Source organism: Pontibacter sp. SGAir0037 (assembly GCF_005491705.1).
Classification (GTDB): Bacteria; Bacteroidota; Bacteroidia; order Cytophagales; family Hymenobacteraceae; genus Pontibacter.
In genome coordinates, this window is record NZ_CP028092.1 from 4155852 (window position 1) to 4174215 (window position 18364).

General features: G+C 44.9%; 20 protein-coding genes. 6 read left to right on the forward strand and 14 right to left on the reverse strand.

The window, feature by feature from the left end; genetic code table 11:
• Nucleotides 1–94 precede the first annotated feature (94 nt).
• The 3 genes from C1N53_RS17145 to rbfA all read right to left on the reverse strand — a co-directional run bounded on the left by C1N53_RS17145 (nucleotide 95) and on the right by rbfA (nucleotide 2780).
• Nucleotides 95–1318, reverse strand: coding sequence for an FtsX-like permease family protein (locus tag C1N53_RS17145; RefSeq protein WP_137760477.1), 1224 nt, complete (start codon nucleotides 1316–1318; stop codon nucleotides 95–97).
• A 223-nt stretch (nucleotides 1319–1541) separates the two neighbouring features.
• Nucleotides 1542–2351, reverse strand: coding sequence for a bifunctional 2-polyprenyl-6-hydroxyphenol methylase/3-demethylubiquinol 3-O-methyltransferase UbiG (locus C1N53_RS17150; protein WP_137760478.1), 810 nt, complete (start codon nucleotides 2349–2351; stop codon nucleotides 1542–1544).
• A gap of 21 nt (nucleotides 2352–2372) precedes the next feature.
• On the reverse strand, nucleotides 2373–2780 hold the full coding sequence (rbfA, locus tag C1N53_RS17155) for a 30S ribosome-binding factor RbfA (RefSeq protein ID WP_137760479.1): 408 nt from the start codon (nucleotides 2778–2780) through the stop codon (nucleotides 2373–2375).
• Between the two features lie 103 nt (nucleotides 2781–2883).
• Here rbfA and C1N53_RS17160 point away from each other — a divergent pair, with 103 nt between their 5' ends.
• Nucleotides 2884–4287: a hypothetical protein gene (locus C1N53_RS17160; protein WP_137760480.1), complete on the forward strand. Its 1404-nt coding sequence runs from the start codon at nucleotides 2884–2886 to the stop codon at nucleotides 4285–4287.
• A 19-nt stretch (nucleotides 4288–4306) separates the two neighbouring features.
• On the opposite strand, the gene rpiB is transcribed toward C1N53_RS17160, so the two are convergent.
• The 7 genes from rpiB to C1N53_RS17195 all read right to left on the reverse strand — a co-directional run bounded on the left by rpiB (nucleotide 4307) and on the right by C1N53_RS17195 (nucleotide 9414).
• Nucleotides 4307–4744 carry a ribose 5-phosphate isomerase B gene (gene rpiB / locus C1N53_RS17165; RefSeq protein WP_137760481.1) on the reverse strand — a complete coding sequence of 146 codons (438 nt, stop codon included), beginning with the start codon at nucleotides 4742–4744 and terminating at the stop codon, nucleotides 4307–4309.
• Nucleotides 4745–4746: 2 nt separating this feature from the next.
• Nucleotides 4747–5592, reverse strand: a complete 846-nt coding sequence (gene tatC, locus C1N53_RS17170) for a twin-arginine translocase subunit TatC (protein ID WP_137761543.1) — start codon at nucleotides 5590–5592, stop codon at nucleotides 4747–4749.
• Nucleotides 5593–5623: 31 nt separating this feature from the next.
• Entirely contained in the window at nucleotides 5624–6895 is a 1272-nt protein-coding gene (glyA, locus tag C1N53_RS17175; RefSeq protein ID WP_137760482.1) for a serine hydroxymethyltransferase, read from the reverse strand.
• A gap of 136 nt (nucleotides 6896–7031) precedes the next feature.
• On the reverse strand, nucleotides 7032–7727 hold the full coding sequence (locus tag C1N53_RS17180; protein WP_137760483.1) for a metallophosphoesterase: 696 nt from the start codon (nucleotides 7725–7727) through the stop codon (nucleotides 7032–7034).
• A 110-nt stretch (nucleotides 7728–7837) separates the two neighbouring features.
• The gene (locus C1N53_RS17185) at nucleotides 7838–8071 is read right to left on the reverse strand and encodes a hypothetical protein (protein ID WP_137760484.1); all 234 of its coding nucleotides are present in this window, start codon (nucleotides 8069–8071) and stop codon (nucleotides 7838–7840) included.
• A 94-nt stretch (nucleotides 8072–8165) separates the two neighbouring features.
• The gene (locus C1N53_RS17190) at nucleotides 8166–8477 is read right to left on the reverse strand and encodes a hypothetical protein (protein ID WP_137760485.1); all 312 of its coding nucleotides are present in this window, start codon (nucleotides 8475–8477) and stop codon (nucleotides 8166–8168) included.
• A 76-nt stretch (nucleotides 8478–8553) separates the two neighbouring features.
• Nucleotides 8554–9414, reverse strand: a complete 861-nt coding sequence (locus C1N53_RS17195) for an SDR family oxidoreductase (protein WP_137760486.1) — start codon at nucleotides 9412–9414, stop codon at nucleotides 8554–8556.
• 259 nt (nucleotides 9415–9673) lie between these two features.
• Here C1N53_RS17195 and rsmI point away from each other — a divergent pair, with 259 nt between their 5' ends.
• The 5 genes from rsmI to C1N53_RS17220 all read left to right on the forward strand — a co-directional run bounded on the left by rsmI (nucleotide 9674) and on the right by C1N53_RS17220 (nucleotide 13146).
• A complete protein-coding gene (rsmI, locus tag C1N53_RS17200) occupies nucleotides 9674–10363 on the forward strand; it encodes a 16S rRNA (cytidine(1402)-2'-O)-methyltransferase (RefSeq protein WP_137760487.1) in 690 nt (229 codons plus the stop codon).
• A gap of 16 nt (nucleotides 10364–10379) precedes the next feature.
• Nucleotides 10380–11603: a DUF4105 domain-containing protein gene (locus tag C1N53_RS17205; RefSeq protein ID WP_137760488.1), complete on the forward strand. Its 1224-nt coding sequence runs from the start codon at nucleotides 10380–10382 to the stop codon at nucleotides 11601–11603.
• Between the two features lie 10 nt (nucleotides 11604–11613).
• Nucleotides 11614–12417, forward strand: a complete 804-nt coding sequence (locus C1N53_RS17210; protein WP_137760489.1) for an inositol monophosphatase family protein — start codon at nucleotides 11614–11616, stop codon at nucleotides 12415–12417.
• Nucleotides 12418–12448: 31 nt separating this feature from the next.
• Nucleotides 12449–12637: a FeoB-associated Cys-rich membrane protein gene (locus C1N53_RS17215; RefSeq protein ID WP_137760490.1), complete on the forward strand. Its 189-nt coding sequence runs from the start codon at nucleotides 12449–12451 to the stop codon at nucleotides 12635–12637.
• 170 nt (nucleotides 12638–12807) lie between these two features.
• A complete protein-coding gene (locus C1N53_RS17220) occupies nucleotides 12808–13146 on the forward strand; it encodes a hypothetical protein (protein WP_137760491.1) in 339 nt (112 codons plus the stop codon).
• Nucleotides 13147–13211: 65 nt separating this feature from the next.
• Here the strand turns inward: C1N53_RS17220 and C1N53_RS17225 are convergent, their stop codons facing one another.
• The 4 genes from C1N53_RS17225 to radA form a co-directional block, all read right to left on the reverse strand.
• Nucleotides 13212–14144: a mechanosensitive ion channel family protein gene (locus C1N53_RS17225; protein WP_137760492.1), complete on the reverse strand. Its 933-nt coding sequence runs from the start codon at nucleotides 14142–14144 to the stop codon at nucleotides 13212–13214.
• A gap of 43 nt (nucleotides 14145–14187) precedes the next feature.
• On the reverse strand, nucleotides 14188–15210 hold the full coding sequence (locus C1N53_RS17230; protein ID WP_137760493.1) for an SPASM domain-containing protein: 1023 nt from the start codon (nucleotides 15208–15210) through the stop codon (nucleotides 14188–14190).
• A 186-nt stretch (nucleotides 15211–15396) separates the two neighbouring features.
• Nucleotides 15397–16584 carry a hypothetical protein gene (locus tag C1N53_RS17235; protein ID WP_137760494.1) on the reverse strand — a complete coding sequence of 396 codons (1188 nt, stop codon included), beginning with the start codon at nucleotides 16582–16584 and terminating at the stop codon, nucleotides 15397–15399.
• 221 nt (nucleotides 16585–16805) lie between these two features.
• Nucleotides 16806–18185 (reverse strand): DNA repair protein RadA, encoded by a 1380-nt coding sequence (gene radA / locus C1N53_RS17240; protein ID WP_137760495.1) that lies wholly within the window; start codon nucleotides 18183–18185, stop codon nucleotides 16806–16808.
• Nucleotides 18186–18364: the final 179 nt, after the last annotated feature.

Below are 18364 nucleotides of genomic sequence, written 5' to 3' on the forward strand. Positions count from 1 at the left end.
TCGGACATTTCTGCCTCCATAAATTTTGTGCTTCGCGTTAGAATGGCAGCACCAGAAAAGAGCGCTTGTAGGGTATTTTCACCTAGAGCGGTGTTTAAAGATTATCCCGCACAGAAATAGCAGCTGCTTTGCGGGCAGGCCTTATAGAAACCAGTAATGTAATAACAATAATGGCTACTCCGGTAAGCACAAAGTCTTCCCACTGCATTTTTACCGGGTATGAGTCTACTACAGAAGTTGCCATCCCCATTGATACTATCCCAAAGGTTTGTTGCAGGTTACACACCAGCATTCCCATAGACAGGCCATAGGCAGCCCCGATAAAAGCAACTAAGGCTCCCTCGAATAAGAATATATTCTGTATGGTTTTGGCTGTAGCTCCCATAGAAGCCAGCACCGCTATGTCTTTCTGTTTATCGATTACCAGCATAGAAAGCGAGAAGAATATATTCAGCGAAGCTATCAGAAGAATAAAGGCGAAGGTGATGAATACGAAGAGCTTTTCTACCTTAACAGCCCGTAACAAGCTGGTATGCTGCTCATCGCTGTCCTGCACATTAAAGCTTTCTCCGAGCGCCTGCTGCAGCGCCCGTTTAACGGTCTCAATTCTGGCTCCACGCTCTACTTTTATTTCAAGGGAAGTGCGCCGCCGCCCGTACTCCAGAAGCTCTTCTGCAAAGTTCAGGGGTACAAATACGTAAGCATCGTCGTACTGGCGTTCTATGGCAAAAACACCACCGGCAGCTATATTCAGGCTATTAAAGGCTCCCTCCGGGTTCAGCGGATTAAATTTGGTGTTGCGCGGGTAAAGGAATTGCAAAGGCACAAACTGGTTGCTAGGCCTGATAGAAAGCTGGTATTGTACTCCCCGCCCTACCAGCGCATAATATACCTCATTTACAATCAGCTCATGGTGCCCCTCTACAATAGAAGAGTCTATATCATTCTGCTGAAAGAAGTTTTCGCTAACGCCCTTTACCTTTACCACCATCTGGCGGTCGTTGTAGCGAAGCAATGCATTGTCTTCTATGATTTCTGACACCACTGCCACGCCTGGGGTACGCCTGATGCGGTTCATGAATTCGGTATCTGTTTCAAAAGACTTGCCTTCTACCGCTGTTATTTTCAGATCGGGGTCGAAGCTGCTGTATATTGTACGAATCAGGTCTTCCAATCCGTTAAATACAGAAAGCACAATAATCAAAGCCATCGATCCCACCGCCACACCAATCATAGCGATATTGGAGATAATGCTGATGATGTTCCTCTTCTTCCTGGAGAAAAAATATCGTTTTGCTATCAGAAAAGGTACATTCATGTTTATCTTGTTTCCTTGTGCCGTTTATCGTAAACCGCTCCAGTAATGTTATGGCGTTATTGTTAAGTTAATGTGCTAATTTATTAATGTGCTAATGTGTAAATATATTAATGTGCTGGAGTATAGTTATGCAGCAAATTCCGAAAATACTGTAAGAACCTTCCCAAACTCTCTAACCCTTTAATTTTCTACCTCTCTAACTTTTTAACTCTCTAACTCAAACCTACTTCCAGGCTTTTACAATAAGCCCTGTTCCTGTTGCATGCTTGCCGTTAACATCCATCCAGTTCAGCAGCAGGCAAAACGGAAACGTAATGAGATAGTAAAACGGTAAAACCAGGAAGAAAATTTTAGAGACGTTGAGCATGAGCATCGGGTACTTCATAGACAAACGCCAGGATACCTGCCCGGGTTTGCCATAAGAGTACTTTGCCTCTACCTTACGGAAACCTGCCGTACGCAGCTTCTGCTGTATCTCCTGAATATTATACCCGTCGCGTACGTGTTCTTCTATAAATGAAGTATCGTGATCGCCTGTTACATCAGAACCACCCTGATCGGAAGGAGTTGAAATAACCAGCATACCACCTGAACGCATAGAAGCATGAAAGTTACGGAACACCTCCACATCCTCCAGTATATGCTCCATTACATCAACAGACAGCACCAGGTCATATGCGTTCGGCTCCCGGTACTGCACCAGGTCTGCATTGCGGAAAAGCACATTATGCCTGCCAAGTGCCCTGAAAAAATGGTTGTTATCGGAGATTTGCTCATCCTTCACATCCACAGCCTGTATGCACCACTTGCTGCTCATGTTGGAGAGGTAGTACGTATACTGGCCAAAACCGGCACCGGCATCCAATATCCGCTGCTCTTTGCCTTTACGGCTTACAGCCCATGCCCGCAGCTCTTTATGCACATGCCAGGTGCGGAGCAGAAGCAGGTCTAAAAGGTGGAAAAAAACACGGCGCAGGAATGGCGTTCGGTTGAACACATCGCCCAACACGCGTTTTATAGGATCATACTGCATAAAGGTGAAGCAAAACTAAAGCTATTGGGAATCGGCATCGTCTTCGTCTTCTTCACTGCTCTCTTCGTTTTCGTCGGCAGGAGGAATCTCGATGTTAGAAAATAATTTATCAATGTGAGCAGCATACTCTGCGCTATCGTCGAGGTAAAACACCAGTTCTGGTATAACACGCACCTGCTTTTTAATGCGCTGAGCCAGCAAATGGCGTATCGTCTTTGTATTGGCACGTATCTCGAGCAGCAAACCCTCATTACTCTTTGCCATCATTACACTCAGGTAAACACGCGCCAGCCCCAGGTCTGGCGACACACGAACCACACTTACTGATATATAAGCCCCTCCAAAAAGATGCGGAACCTCTCTCTGAAAGATTTCCGCCAACTCTTTCTGAATCAGGCGAGAAAATTTCTGTTGTCTTTTACTTTCCATATGAAGATGCAAATATCACATTAATTTTGCATTTTTACCCCAAAAGTGCCTTACTCATTTCAGGTTAAGCATTTTTACTAGTTTCTTATAACTGCATCTTACCTTGATTAGTTACTTTAGAAGTATACTGCCTTCCCGCCTGGTTCTGCTGGTCTTGCTGTTTCTTGCCATAAGAGTACCGCTTATCCTGTTGGGGCAACCAGCCACATCCCAGGAATTAATTTCTATGCTGGTAGGGGAGCGGCTGACAAATGGCTTTCAGATGTATGCTGAGGTGTATGACAATACGGCACCGCTGGCAGCACTATTTTACTGGATGATAGATATTGTTACAGGGCGTTCTGTTATCGCTTATCGTTTGGTAGCCACTATGCTTCTGCTGCTACAGGCGTTTTTCTTTAATACTACGCTTAACAGGCACCAGGTGTACGCCGAGAAGAATTACCTCCCTGCGCTCATATATCTTATCCTCGGAAGCATTACCTATGAGTTTGATATGCTCACGCCACTGCTCATCGGCAATACTTTTATCATCCTGTCGCTGCCATACATCATCACGATATCCAGAGAGGGCTTAGACAATAGCCGGTTGTTTGTAGGCGGGTTTATGTTTGGCCTGGCTGCCCTAAGCTATCTGCCACTGCTTCTTTTCCTGCTGGCAGGAACTTTTGCTGTCATCTTTTTTGCCTCCAACACTTTCAGGAGCTTTTTGCTTATGGTATGTGGGTTTGTGTTCCCGTATGCCATGCTGATGACCTACTACCTGTATGCAGGCTCTCTGGATGAATTTATAGTATTACACCTGTTACGTTCGTGGCTATACCAGACTACATTACTGCTTTCTCCTGCCGACTTGGTAAAGGTGCTGGCCTTACCTGCTCTGCTCTGGCTGCTTTCGGTTTTTAGCATGATGTCGCTTCCACAACGGCTGGTGTTCCAGGTTAAGTTTCAGCAACTGATGTGGGTGTGGATGGCAGTAGGTCTATTGGTTGCTTTTACACAGGCATCGGTATCGGCCGGGGCTTTTGTACTGATACTTCCTGCCATTGCCTATTTCAGCGAGTTTTTCTTTACAGGAGGACTCAAAAAATGGATACTGAACACAGTATTCTTTGCTGTTCTGGCAGGCGTAGTTATTCTGCGCTACAGAGACGTGTCGGGTATAAATCGTTTCCTGCAAATTAACGATGCAAAGCTTTTAGCTTCTGCTAACCCTGTTCCGGCTATTCGTAATACAACCGTACTTGTGCTAGGTAACGACTTAAGTTACTATACCAACAATAAACCGGCTACGCCATACCTGAACTGGCAGCTCGCGCAGCGGCATTTCGGCAACCTGAACGAGTATTGGGCTTTGTTCGAAATCCAGGAGAACTTCAGAAAAGAATCTCCGGCTTACATTGTTGACAAAGCCGGATTGATGGAAGAGCTAAAATACAAACTGCCAACTGTTTTTGCTTCTTATGAAGAAACAGAGACAGCGGCAGTATATAAGAAAAGGCGCTAACCTAAAGTTGATTTTTGCCTTAGCAGTTCGAAATTTTGTCTACGCGGGTCTGGTGGCGGCCGCCTTCAAAATCGGTTGAAAGAAAGGTTCGCACCATATCAGCAGCTTTTTCCTGCGACACGAAGCGGGCCGGTATGCAAAGTACATTGGCATTGTTATGAGAACGTGCCAGGGCTGCCAGTTTTGTTTCCCAGCAAAGGGCAGCACGAATCTGGCGGTGCTTATTAGCTGTTATGGCCACACCGTTTCCACTTCCGCAAATCAGGATACCAAAATCAGCTTCTTTCGCTTCCACAGCATTTGCCAGCGGATGCACATGGTCCGGGTAATCCACCGAAGCATCTGAATCAGGCCCAAAGTCGTGTACCTCATGCCCCAGTTCTGCCAGCACTTCTTTTAACATACCTTTGTAGGTATAGCCTGCGTGGTCACCGCCAATTGCAATTTTATAAGCCATGGTTATATGGTGTTATTTTCGTTTAGTTTCTTTAAATCATTTTTACGGATAGATCTCGAAACGCTGATACTTACCTCATACAGGCCAACCAATGGGATGGCAATCAGCATCTGGCTGATCACATCAGGCGGCGTTACAATAGCCGAAATGATCAGGATAACCAGGATAGAGTGGCGACGGTACAGCTTCATTGTTTCAGGCGAAAGCAGACCTGCCTTTGTAAAGAAGTAAACAATAACAGGCAGCTCAAACATTACAGCACAAGCCAGGCACAGGGTGGTAAGCGTTGAAATGTAGGAAGACAAGTCGAATTCATTTACAATAGAAGGATCTACCTGGTAACCTGCAAGAAAGTTGATGGAAATGGGGGAAACCACATAGTAACCAAACATCAAGCCCATCAGGAAAAGGATAGATACCCAGAATACGGCTCCCTGTGAGTTTTTTTGCTCCTGTGGGTATAAGCCAGGCTTAACAAAACGCCAGATTTCCCAGAAAGCGTAAGGGAAGGCGCAGGCCAAACCTAACACCACCGATACCATCAGGTGCATGGCAAACTGCCCGCTCATCTGGCGGCTTTGGATAGTAAAGCCCATTTCTTCTATACAAAAGCCTGTAGTTCCCAATTTCTGGCCCACCTCGCACATCACTCTGTAGCTAAAAAAATCGGGGCGCGACGGAGCCAGAATAATGTCATGGAAAACAAAGCTTTTTGCCAGAAAAGCAGCTACACCAAATACTAATATAGAAGCCAGTGCCCGAATAATATGCCATCTCAACTCTTCAAGATGGTCCACAAAAGACATCTCTCCCTGCTGTTCTCCTTCCTCTAAGTGTGGTTGATCCATCATAAGGGCTGCTTGCTATAGTTGTTTAAGATTAAGCGAATAGTGGATACTGCTCCATCCAGGCATTTACTTCTTTGCGTACTTCTGCAATTTTACCTTCGTTCTCGTGGTTAGCCAGTACAGTATCGATCAGTTCAACAATACGATCCATATCCGCTTCCTTTAATCCACGTGTGGTAATGGCGGCCGTACCTACACGCATACCAGAAGTTACAAACGGCGACTTATCATCGAAAGGCACCATATTTTTGTTGATGGTGATATCTGCTTTGATAAGAGTATTTTCTGCCAGTTTACCTGTTAAGCCTTTTGAGCGCAGGTCTATCAGCATCATGTGGTTGTCGGTTCCTCCGGAAATTATGTCGTAGCCGCGCTCTAAAAACGCTTTTGCCATTGCCTGAGCGTTTTTCTGCACCTGCTCTACATACACCTTATAATCATCAGAAAGAGCTTCGAAGAATGCAACTGCTTTGGCTGCAATTACGTGCTCCAGCGGACCACCTTGCGTACCAGGGAAAACAGCTCCATCCAGCAAAGAAGACATCATACGTGTTTCACCTTTTGGTGTTTTAAGGCCAAACGGATTTTCGAAGTCTTTGCCCAGCATGATCATGCCACCTCTTGGGCCACGAAGGGTTTTATGCGTTGTAGTAGTTACAATGTGGCAATGCTCGAACGGGTTGTTCAGGAGACCACGGGCAATAAGGCCGGATGGGTGCGAAATATCGGCCAGCAACAAGGCACCTACCTCATCGGCGGCGGCACGCAATTTTTTATAATCCCAGTCGCGGCTGTAGGCAGAGGCACCACAGATAATAAGCTTTGGCTGCTCACGGCGGGCAATCTCTACTACTTTATCAAAATCTATTAAACCAGTTTCCTGCTCAACGCCATAAAACGTTGGCTGGTATAGTTTACCGGAAAAGTTTACAGGCGAACCATGTGTTAAGTGGCCACCATGCGACAGGTCGAAACCCAGAATTTTATCGCCCGGCTGCAGCACCGCCAGCATAACGGCTGCATTGGCCTGAGCACCAGAGTGTGGCTGCACATTTACCCATTCTACACCAAATAGCTCTTTTGCACGATCTATAGCCAGTTGCTCTGCCTGGTCTACAATTTCACAGCCACCATAATAACGTTTGCCGGGCAGGCCTTCAGCATATTTATTTGTCATTTCGCTTCCCATTGCCTGCATTACCTGTTCCGAAACAAAGTTTTCAGAAGCAATCAGCTCTATGCCATGGGTCTGGCGGGCTTTCTCTTTCGCTATTAAATCAAAAATGGCTGTATCTTTTTGCATCGCTACTTTTAGTGAAGTTATGATTCGTCAAAATTAAAGTATGCACCTGAATAAACCAATGTTTCAAAAGTTTATATACGCCTTTGGTGCAAAGACCGGATTGCAGCACTTATCTGCGGCAGCAACAACCCTCTGGTTAACTTTTCCTGGCTACCGGGTAAGGCCGGTCTTCATTAGGCTGCACAAACAACTCCTGTGAATCCATATCCAGCGCTACTAAATTCCCATAAGAGGCATTTTTATAGTAGACACAGCCTGCATCCAGGTTGAGCTTCATGTCTTTATGTGCTGCTCCTTTTTTTATACTGTGCAAAGGGGTAGGGGTATGGCCGTGCAGAAGCTTCTTGTTATCCAGTTTATCCCAGTTTACACTATAGCCTCTGATATTGAGCATGGCATCTGTGTCTTTAAAGATATCCTGCTGCTTAAAATCGAAACCGGCGTGCACCAGGTAATAATCAGGTAGCTCCAGGTAAAAAGGAAGATCTTTCAGAAACTGCACATATTTCTGAGGCAGGTGCTCAAAATCATGAACCTCAAAGCTCTCCAGCAGCAGTTCCTGTTCGAAAGGCTTTAGCGTTAATGCTTTTTCACCTTTTCTGGAAGCATTTAGAAGCATCTGGTCGTGGTTGCCCCGCAGACAAAGTACCTGGTAGTGTTGCTTCTGTAGTTGTATGATAAAATCGACTACGCCTTTACTATCGGGACCTTTATTTACCAGATCGCCTAAAATGTAGAGCTCATCTGTTTTCTGAAGCTTTAACTTTTCCAGCACCAATGCTTTAAACGTGCGGACACAACCATGAATATCTGTAAGGGCGTAGCGGGCCATAAAGAGGTTTATACAAAGCTGGCAGCTATATTACAGAAATCTTTCAGACTAGCCAAAAAAGAAATAGCACCTGTTTTGGCAGGTGCTATTTCTCATAAGGTATTTTACTGTTAATTATATTTACCCTTATCAATATCCGGCTTGTTTAAATTACGGTTGGGGTTGTTTGTTATAATACCTTCCGCAATATCATCAGGCCCATTGGTATATTTTTCGCTTAACTCATCGTGTTCATCACGCGTCTGGTTCGGATCTACCGGTTTTACGCCAGCTTTTGATTGTCCTCTTCCTGATGGTTTTCCGCTATCAGCCCCACCTGGCTGCGTATGCTTATATGATGGCATAATATCCTCCTTTGTTTAAGTTAAAAATGGCCAAAGCTTTCTATTTTGCTGCTTCAGCACTTCTGAAATCAAATTCTACTACACTGAGGAGCAGTTAAGCACCTCTTCCTTCTTCTTCCGTACGCATGTTGTCTTTAGGCGGTATACCGTCGTCGGAAAAATCATTTACTCCGATGGCACTCGGGCCGAAGCCTGAAGTATCGCTACCATAGCCTTCTTTACCGTCGCGGTTACCGAAGCCGCCCCGCTGATGTTCATTTTTTGGAGCATCGGCACCTGGTATAATATGCCCTGCACTCATTTCCTGCTCCGATGTATCTTCATCTATCACACGTACAGGCCTTTTATCAGGGCTCTGTCCGCTTAAAGAAGAAGGGTTCTGTCTATTTTTATTTTGATCTTCCATAGTATTGAAATTTATGGCTCCGCATCACGAAGCCTTCTATGTATTTTACTTATTTCAGGCGGAATGGTTGGCTAGATTAGCCTCCTATCTGCTCTCCGCCATTTACATGTATTACCTGCCCTGTAATGTAAGAGCCGTCTTCAGAGGCCAAAAACACATAGGCAGGAGCTACCTCAGATGGTTGCCCTAAACGCCCCATTGGCTGACTTTTGCCAAATTCCGCCACTTTTTCTTCATCAAAAGAAGCAGGTATAAGAGGTGTCCAGATAGGTCCGGGAGCCACGGCATTCACCCGGATTTTTTTATCTGTCAGGTTTTGAGAAAGGGAACGTGTAAAAGCCGTAATAGCACCTTTCGTAGAAGCATAATCCATTAAGTGGGCACTGCCTCTGTAAGAAGTGATGGAAGTGGTGTTTACAATATTGCTTCCTTCTTTCAGATGCTCCAGCGCCGCTTTGGTCATGTAGAACATCGAGAAGATATTAGTATCGAAGGTGCGTTTCAGCTGTTCCTGCGAAATATCTTTCAGATCGGTTTGCTCATGCTGTTCTGCCGCATTGTTAACCAGGATATCCAGCTTACCCAGTTCTTTTACGGCCTGCTCAACGGCCAGTTTACAGAACTCTTCCTTGCCAATATCACCGGCAATCAGAATACACTTACGGCCTTCCTTCTCTACCAGTGCTTTAGTTTCCTCGGCATCCTTGTCCTCGTTCAGATACACAATAGCCACATCAGCCCCTTCTCTGGCAAAATGCACTGCTACTGCACGGCCTATCCCGCTGTCACCACCAGATATCAAGGCAGCTTTTCCTTTCAGCTTGTCACTTCCTTTATAAGAATCGCGGATAAACTCCGGCTTTGGTGTCATTTCATGTTCTTCGCCCGGCTGTTTTTCTTGTACCTGCCCCGGTACCGATGTAGGTTTATTTTCCATAGCTATATAGTATTCTTAGATTATTTCATACTGATTATAAGTTGTTTAACTCTATACGCCCATGCCTGCGCCTTGTTCCACAAGTATAGGGGAGTTCTGAACCAGGAGTTAAATGATTCATTTGATAATAGGACATAACTGAAATTTTTTGTGGGTGTAGCAGCGAATAAAAGCGTAGAGGGGAAGAGAGCATCAAATTTTAATTAACTCAGAATTCAGGACTCGTGACTCAGCACTCTTTTTACTACCTTTGATGATTATGCAGGAACAGGAAAAAACGAATTTATACTTGGTGCCTACGCCCATTGGTAATTTAGAAGATATCACTTTACGGGCTATCAGAATTTTAAAGGAAGTAGATGTGATTCTGGCAGAAGATACCCGTACCAGCGGTAAGCTGCTACAGCACCTGGGCATTGAAAAGCGGATGCACAGCCACCACCTGCACAACGAACACAAGGCAACCGCCCACCTGATTGATCGCCTGAAAGGAGGAGAAGTAATGGCACTTGTTTCGGATGCTGGTACTCCCGGTATATCAGACCCGGGCTTTTTTCTGGTGCGTGAATGCCTAAAAAATGATTTGAAAGTAGAGTGCCTGCCCGGAGCTACTGCTTTTGTGCCGGCTCTGGTAAAATCGGGCTTCAGCACAGACAGGTTTACTTTTGAAGGGTTTCTTCCCATAAAAAAAGGGCGGCAAACCAGACTGCAGAGCCTGGCACAGGAAGAGCGCACCATGATCTTTTACGAATCGCCGCACCGCCTGCAGAAAACGCTTTCTCAATTTAAAGAATACTTTGGAGGTGATCGCCTCGTTTCTGTTTCACGCGAAATTTCTAAAATGTTTGAAGAAACCATTAACGGTACTTTAGACGAACTCATTCAGCTATTCGAAACGAAAGCCATAAAAGGTGAATTTGTAATAGTGGTAGCAGGAGCTAAAGACTGAAAATGGTGAAGAACTTATGAAACAACATCTAACAAAAATATGGCTCCTCCTGGTGTGTTGCTTGTATGCACTGCAGGGGCAGGCACAGTTTGAAAATTACCAGCTTTCGCCTGATGCCACTATAAGTTTGATTACCTGCTCCAGCGGCGATGATCTTTATACCGTGTTCGGACATAGTGCGGTGCGGGTAAACGATCCGGCAGCCGGCCTTGATATTGTTTTTAACTATGGCACCTTCGATTTTGATGAGCCTAACTTTTACCTGAAGTTTGCCCAGGGCAAGCTCCGTTACAAGCTTTCGGCAGCCTACTTCAGCGACTTTGTATATGCCTATACCCGCGACAACCGCTCTGTATTTGAGCAGGAGCTACGCCTGACACCGGAGCAAAGGCAGCAATACTGGGCGTTCCTGACGAACAATTACCTGCCTGCCAACCGCTTCTACCTCTACGATTTCTTTTTTGATAATTGTGCCACCCGTATCCGCGATGGTTTAGAGGCTACTTTTCCCAACCAGATCAAGTTTAACATTGAGCATTTTGACAAAGATTACAGTTTCCGTAATCTGATTGATATTTACCTGCCGCCACAGCCATGGGGCGATTTTGGAATAGATTTAGCTTTAGGGGCAAAAATAGACCAGGAAGCGACACCCTATGAATATATGTTCCTGCCGGATTACCTTTCTATGGGTTTTGCCAATGCCACCATTATGCAGAATGGCAAAGCAGTACCTCTGGCCGGCGAACCTAAGACCATTTTTCTGCAACAGCCGCCCCAGGAGGAGTCTTTTTCGCTGTTCAGACCTACTATGGTGTTTTGGGCATTCTTTGTTGTAGTTTTGGTTGTAACTATACTTGATCTGAAAAACAACCGTCGCAGCAAAACCCTGGATTTTATGCTTTTCTTTATTTCAGGTTTGCTGGGCATTATCTTTCTGCTGTTGTGGTTTGCAACAGACCATCAGGCCACTGCCAACAACTACAACCTGCTGTGGGGGATACCTACACACGTAGTAGTGGCTTTCTTGCTGGGCAAAAGGCTATTGCCCGCTTGGGTAAGAATATATATGACTGCTACAGCTGTTATTACAGGCTTGCTACTCATTACCTGGTGGGGGCTGCCGCAGGAACCCCATGCGGCCTTTATTCCTATTGCGTTAACTTTAGTTATCAGAGCAGAGTATATGGTGTGGTCTTCCAGAGAGAGAAAAACTGTAGAAGCGAAGACAAAAGCATAAAAACCAAACTATGAACTTACATCAGCTATCACAGAACCTGAACGTTATCGCCCGCAGAGCAGGCGCTTTCTTACGAAAAGAGGCGGCCAATTTCGACCGCTCCAAAATTGAGATGAAGGGGTTTAACGACCTTGTATCTTATGTAGACAAAGAAACTGAAAAGCTACTTGTGGCGGATCTTAAAAAGCTTTTGCCTGAAGCAGGATTTATAACAGAAGAGGGAACAGAAACCACCAGGGGCGAACGCTTTAACTGGATTATAGACCCGCTGGATGGCACCACCAACTTTACGCATGGCGTACCTAACTATTGCGTGAGTGTGGCTCTGGCCGATGGCGATGAAGTAATATTGGGCACTGTGTACGAGCCAATTCGCGACGAGTGTTTTTCTGCTTACCAGGGCGGAGGAGCTTTCTTAAATGAATCTCCTATTAAAGTATCGGAAGTGGCTAAGCTTAAGGATTCTTTGATTGCCACAGGTTTCCCTTACTACGATTTTGGCCTGATGCAGCAATACCTGCAGGTAATGGGCAACTTTATGGCAAAATCGCATGGCATACGCCGTCTGGGCTCTGCTGCTTTAGACCTGGTGTATGTAGCTGTAGGCCGTTTCGAAGGTTTTTTTGAATATAATTTAAATGCCTGGGATGTGGCGGCAGGTGCTATTATTGTAAAAGAAGCAGGAGGGACGCTTTCTAAATTTACAGGCGACGGCGATGTTGTTTTCGGGCGCGAAATGGTGGCCAGTAACGGCAACATACATACAGAAATGCTGGAAACAATTGCTGAATACTGGAAAGAGTCTTTCCGGTAAACTTTTTTTACCTTTGTGAAGTTGAGTAGACATGGTACAGGAAATTATTATTCTCATTATTTTTCTGGCAGCGGCATTTTATATAGGCCGCTTGCTTTATCGCAGCTTTAGCCTGAAAGGAAGCAGTTGTTCCAAGGGCTGTGGCGGTGCCTGTTCCACCATCGACTTCAAAAAGATACAGCAAGACCTGGAAAAGCAGAAATCGGCTTCTGTTTCTTAAGATATTCTGTTTTTAGGGGTTTCTCCTGCTACCTGTTCCAAGCACACTGCATCATGTTTCTGCAGCTCCTGCAGCGACTTCGTGTAATTAGTCTCGTCTTTTTTATATCAAAAGCTTGTTTTTGCGTATAGTTCAGTACTTGAATTGATACATCCTAAAAACTATATGCTATGCAAGATAAAGTTGAAGAAAGATCTCTGGTAAACGTGCTTAACCGACTTCGCAAAGATGGCTTTAAAACAGATTTTAAAGTAACAGAAGGAGGGGCATTAACCACTATGGACGAAAAAGCATCCTTTACTCCAGAGCAGGTAAGAATTACGGATTTTTACCGTTTTGAAGGAGAAACTAACCCGGACGATATGTCTATCTTATATGTACTGGAAACCGAATCAGGCATAAAAGGCACTATATCGAATTCTTATGGACCCTACGCTGACGAAAAAGTAGATAATTTTCTGAAACAAGTAGAAGACCTTGGGAAGAACCTGGATAAGAAAGATTGTTAAGTAAAACAGAAAGAGCCGATGTAAGTATCGGCCCTTTCTGTTTTAAAGCAGTATGCTTTTATCTTCTAATCGTCGTTCCTACCTGTTTGTTTGCCATTCTTGATAGCTGCCTGTACAGCTTCTAACTGTTCATTTAGTTTCTCGCCTCCTTTTATTCCGAAATCAAGCGTACGAATTGGGAACGGAATCAGTATATCATGCTGGTCAAAAGCCTTTTTAATCCGGATGATAGCGTCGCTCTTTGCGCTTACATAATCTACCTGCCGCTTATAGGTTGCCCAGAACCTGGCTTTAAAGTTGATGGAGCTGTCGCCGAACTCATCAAACATTACTTCTATATCACGTGATTTAACACGGTTCTTCACATCCTGCAAAGCCTCTATCACAACACGTTGCACCCGCTCCAGGTCTTCGGCATACGATATACCTACAGGCACATCTACACGTCGCATATTATTGTAGGAGAAGTTGGTAACCGGGTTTTCAAACACCATTTTGTTGGGCAGCTTCACCAGTTCCCCTGTCGGTTGCCGGATATCTATTGTTCTTAAAGAGATACGCTCAATTACACCGAAGTAATCGTTCGTCTCAATCATGTCGTTTACCCTTACAGGCTTTTGCACGGCAATGATGATACCCGAAATAAAATTAGCAGCAATATCCTGAAAGGCAAAACCCAGCGCTAAGCCGATAATACCGACACCAGCCAGCAACGACACAACTACCTTATCCAGCCCCAGCACGTTGAGGGCAAAAAATAACCCAACAAAAACAATGGCTAAATAAAGCAGGGTAATAATAAGGTTATTAAGTGCCGCACTATGAGAAAAGCGTTTAAATGCTTTTTCTAACCAACTCCTGATAAATCTTGCTACAACAAATGTGATAACCAGCACTAAAAGAGCTACAACAAAATTAGGGAGCATTAACACAATATGGTTGCCCCAAGACTCCAGCTTCGTTAGTAACAGCTCCAGCGCTTTATCAATGTCTTGCATAATTTATCTTTTATTATGTTAATTACTTTCAATAAAAGGCTGTTTATGCCCATACCTTTGTGCCTTCCGTACAGTTCCGGCACATTTCTATTTCATCTCGCGAACGTAACAGCGATTGCCTGAACTTGTTATACTTTGCACCACGCCACACCTGCGCGAAAGACTCCTGCTTCAGGTCGCCCATACGGTATTCGGCATCTTTGTCGAAGCAACAGGGAACAGTTAACCCATCCCAGGTAATTACGCATGAGTGCCACATTTTCCAGCAATGGCTTAACAGCTTGTTTTTTAGCGAATATGTGCCATTCCCGTTGTTTTTATACCTGGAGTAGTAGTCTATGGTCGGGATCAGGTCTGAACCATTTTCATAGTCGTAAATCTGAGCCGTTTTAAATACCACTTCGTCTACACCCAGCTCTTTTGCCAGTTCCTTTACGTCGTCCAGTTGGTGCTCGTTAGGCCTTACCACTAAAAACTGGAACATAATATGCGGCGTTTTCGACTTCAGTCTCTTCTTCCATTTCACAACCTGCCGTGTTCCCTCCAGCACCTTATTCAGTTTACCACCTACCCGATAAGCCGAATAAGTTTCCTGTGTGGTGCCATCTATGGAAACAATTAACCTGTCCAACCCCGATTCTACTGTCTGGCGGGCAGTTTCATCGTTCAGGTAATGTGCATTGGTAGAGGTAGCTGTATAGATCCCTTTGCCCGAAGCATATTTTACCAGGTCCAGAAAGCCTTTGTGCAGGTAAGGCTCCCCCTGAAAATATAGAATAAGATAAAGCAGGCGGTGCTGTAACTCATCTATAGTTTGCTTAAACAAGCCCTCCTGCAGCATACCTGTAGGCCTTGTAAACGAGCGCAAACCGCTAGGGCACTCGGGGCAGCGAAGGTTACAGGAGGTAGTAGGCTCAAAAGAGATACTGATAGGCGAACCCCAATGCACTGCTTTGCCTGTAAAACGGGAATACAGGTAACTGCCAACTACCTGTGTGGCATTTAACAAACGTATGGGCGTTAATTTGCTTAAGAAGTTAAGGCCGTCGGTTAAGTGAAATTTCATTTATTTAATAAGAGAAGCAGCCTGCTAAATAAGATTGGTTTACACTTCTGAAATATAAAAAAAGGTGAAAACCACGCTCGTTATGTGCAGGTACTGGTATAAAAGCCAAAATTTAGGGGGCAGCCACCCTGGCTGCCCCCTAAATTACGCTTTCTGCTACGAAAGGCCAAATATATAACCTTGCTGCTAGTAACGGAACAGCGCTTTCACATTTGCCCCGTCGCTTACTTCAGACATGCCGTTGTAGCTGTTTACAAACACTTTACCGCCCTGTGCAATTGTTTTAATCGCAGCCAGGTTAATTAAATCATCATCGCCGCGCTGGTAGTTATCGTGCACTACAGCAACTGCGTTCTGCGAATCATACACCCCCCATACCGGGCTGCTAGGCGAAATAAACAGTGTATCTACACGACCGTGCACCGCCTCAGCTGCCACAGTAGCTATGTCTTCTGAGGTAACACCTGTACCAGCTACGTTCTGGTAGCGGTCCAACGATTCTACGTGCGCCTGGTGCATCATTGGCTTCATCACCTCCAATGCTTTTGCATGTATAACATTTAGGTTACCAATCTCACCATTTTCATCCAGGTTAATATTCTGATCAACAATATTCTTATACTTGCTGATACCACGGTAGATACTGCAATAATGATCTACACCAGCCAGGATAAGTGGTTCTGTAGCATTATGCAGGATCTCCTGCAGGCTATTGTCGATGTCCAGCATAAACTCACGCACCCGATCATGCTGCTGATCACCTTGCGAAAAGCCTTGAGCTGTACCTAAGATGTTAGAACCGTTTATAGTTGTTCTGCTCCTGTTCAAATCCTGATCATTTCCTTTTACATCGAACTTAAGCGACTCGTTCATAGAATGCGGCACAAAAGCGCTTACATCAATTTCCCTGATCTTATCTATTGTTGCCTCATAGAAGGAAACATGCTCGCGGTAAAGGTTCAGTATAAAGAATCGGCCATTCTGGCTCAGAATTGGCAGGATTGGAGTAAAGTAAAACTGATCCAGCACATATACATTGTCTGGCATTTCAATTGGCAAGGTATAGTAGGTAGAGAATCCTTTGGTGATGAATACCGCCAGGCCTTCCCCTAAATGACGCCAGAAATTATTGTCATCCAGAAGGTCTTCTGCGGGTTTAACATACTCCGCTATTTCCGACTCCGTTAAACCATGCCTCTCCAGGAGTTGTTTTACATCCTTTACTTTGTTTTTAAATAGTAAATGATCTTTACCATTCAACGTCTCTTGTCCTGCCCGGTGGGTAGGAATATAAATAGAAATGCACAGGGCATTCTGGGTATTATTCTGTACATTAAGCAACTTCTCAATGTCGTTCTTACTTATTAATGCCATATAGTTATTGTTTTAATTGTATAACTTAAAACGTATAATTCCCGGTCCCTCCGCTCTTTTATAGTGAAGGAGGGTAGAAATTAAGTACGCATCTACCTTTAGAACGGTTATTGATACAGAAAGGATAGGAAACAGCAACAATAGACACTGGTAAGAAATAAAAAAGCCTCCCGCATCAGGAGGCTTTTTGCTGTTTAAAGGATAGCAACGGATACTATGCCTTAGCCAAACAGGCCGGCAAACACTTCTTCTAAACGCCCGAAGGCATGTATGTTAATAGAATATTTACTGAAATCAAGTCCTTTTTTGTTGTATTTAGAAATGTAGATATCCCGGAAGCCCAGTTTCTCAGCCTCGCTTATGCGGTTCTCTACCCGGTTCACGGCCCTTACTTCTCCTCCTAAGCCAACTTCGGCAGCAAAGCAGGTAGTGCTTGGTATGGCAATATCTTCAAAAGAAGAAAGTATAGAAGCACAAACAGCCAGATCGAGGGCGGGATCTTCCACTTTTAAGCCACCTGCTATGTTCAGGAATACGTCTTGTGCACCTAACCTGTATCCGCCACGCTTCTCCAGTACCGCCAGCAGCATGTTCAGTCGCTTGGCATCGAAGCCTGTACTGGCTCTTTGCGGTGTGCCATAAGTAGCAGGGCTTACCAGGCTTTGTACTTCTATCAGCAGCGGTCTGTTACCTTCTAAAGTAGCGCCAATGGCAATTCCACTAAAGGCATCTTCCCGTTGCGATATCAGGATTTCAGAGGGATTGCTTACTTCGCGCAGCCCTGTTCCCAGCATTTCGTAAATTCCCAGCTCTGAGGTAGAGCCGAAGCGGTTTTTGGTAGTGCGAAGGATCCGGTAGGTCATGTGCCGATCACCTTCGAACTGCAGCACGGTATCTACCATGTGCTCCAGTATTTTAGGCCCCGCCAGGTTGCCTTCTTTGGTAATGTGCCCGATCAGGAAAACAGGGGTTCCGCTTTCTTTGGCGAACTTAAGGAGTTCTGCCGTACACTCCCGCACCTGGCTCACACTACCTGCTCCTGCTTCGATAAACGAAGAATGAAGCGTTTGAATAGAATCTATAATAAGTACCTGCGGCCTAAGCTGTTCAATCTGCTTAAAGATATTCTGTGTGCCTGTTTCGGTTAATATAAAGCAGTCGGAGGTAGTAGCAATTAAACGTTCGGCCCGCATCTTTATCTGCTGCTCGCTCTCTTCGCCACTTACATACAACACCCGCAGCCCCTGCAAACTCAGTGCTATCTGTAGCATCAGGGTTGATTTGCCTATGCCTGGTTCACCACCGATCAGTACCATAGAACCGGCCACAATACCACCTCCTAACACACGGTTCAGTTCCTGGTCTTTGGTTTGGATGCGGTGCTGCTCCTGATAGCTGATGTCTGCTATCGGTTTGGGTTTACTGCTTACCTGCCCGGAGCTGGTGCCAACTTTCCAGGCAGTAGTGGGGGTAAGCTCCTCCCGCTGCACTACTTCCTCCACATATGTATTCCACTCTCCACAAGCAGGACATTTGCCAATCCACTTTGCCGATTGAGCGCCGCAGTTTTGGCAGAAATAGGATGTTTTTATTTTAGCCATATCTAATGTAACAAACGCTAAAAGTACAAAATTCCTGCTGTAGAAGCCGGTATGCTTAGAATTTACATAAGGCTTATGTATAATTTATGGCCTTATACAAAAAGCGAACTTGTAAAGTATGGATATATGCTTTCAATAAGGCGTGTGCTGTTGTTTCCAAACCTGGGCCGTAACAGGCA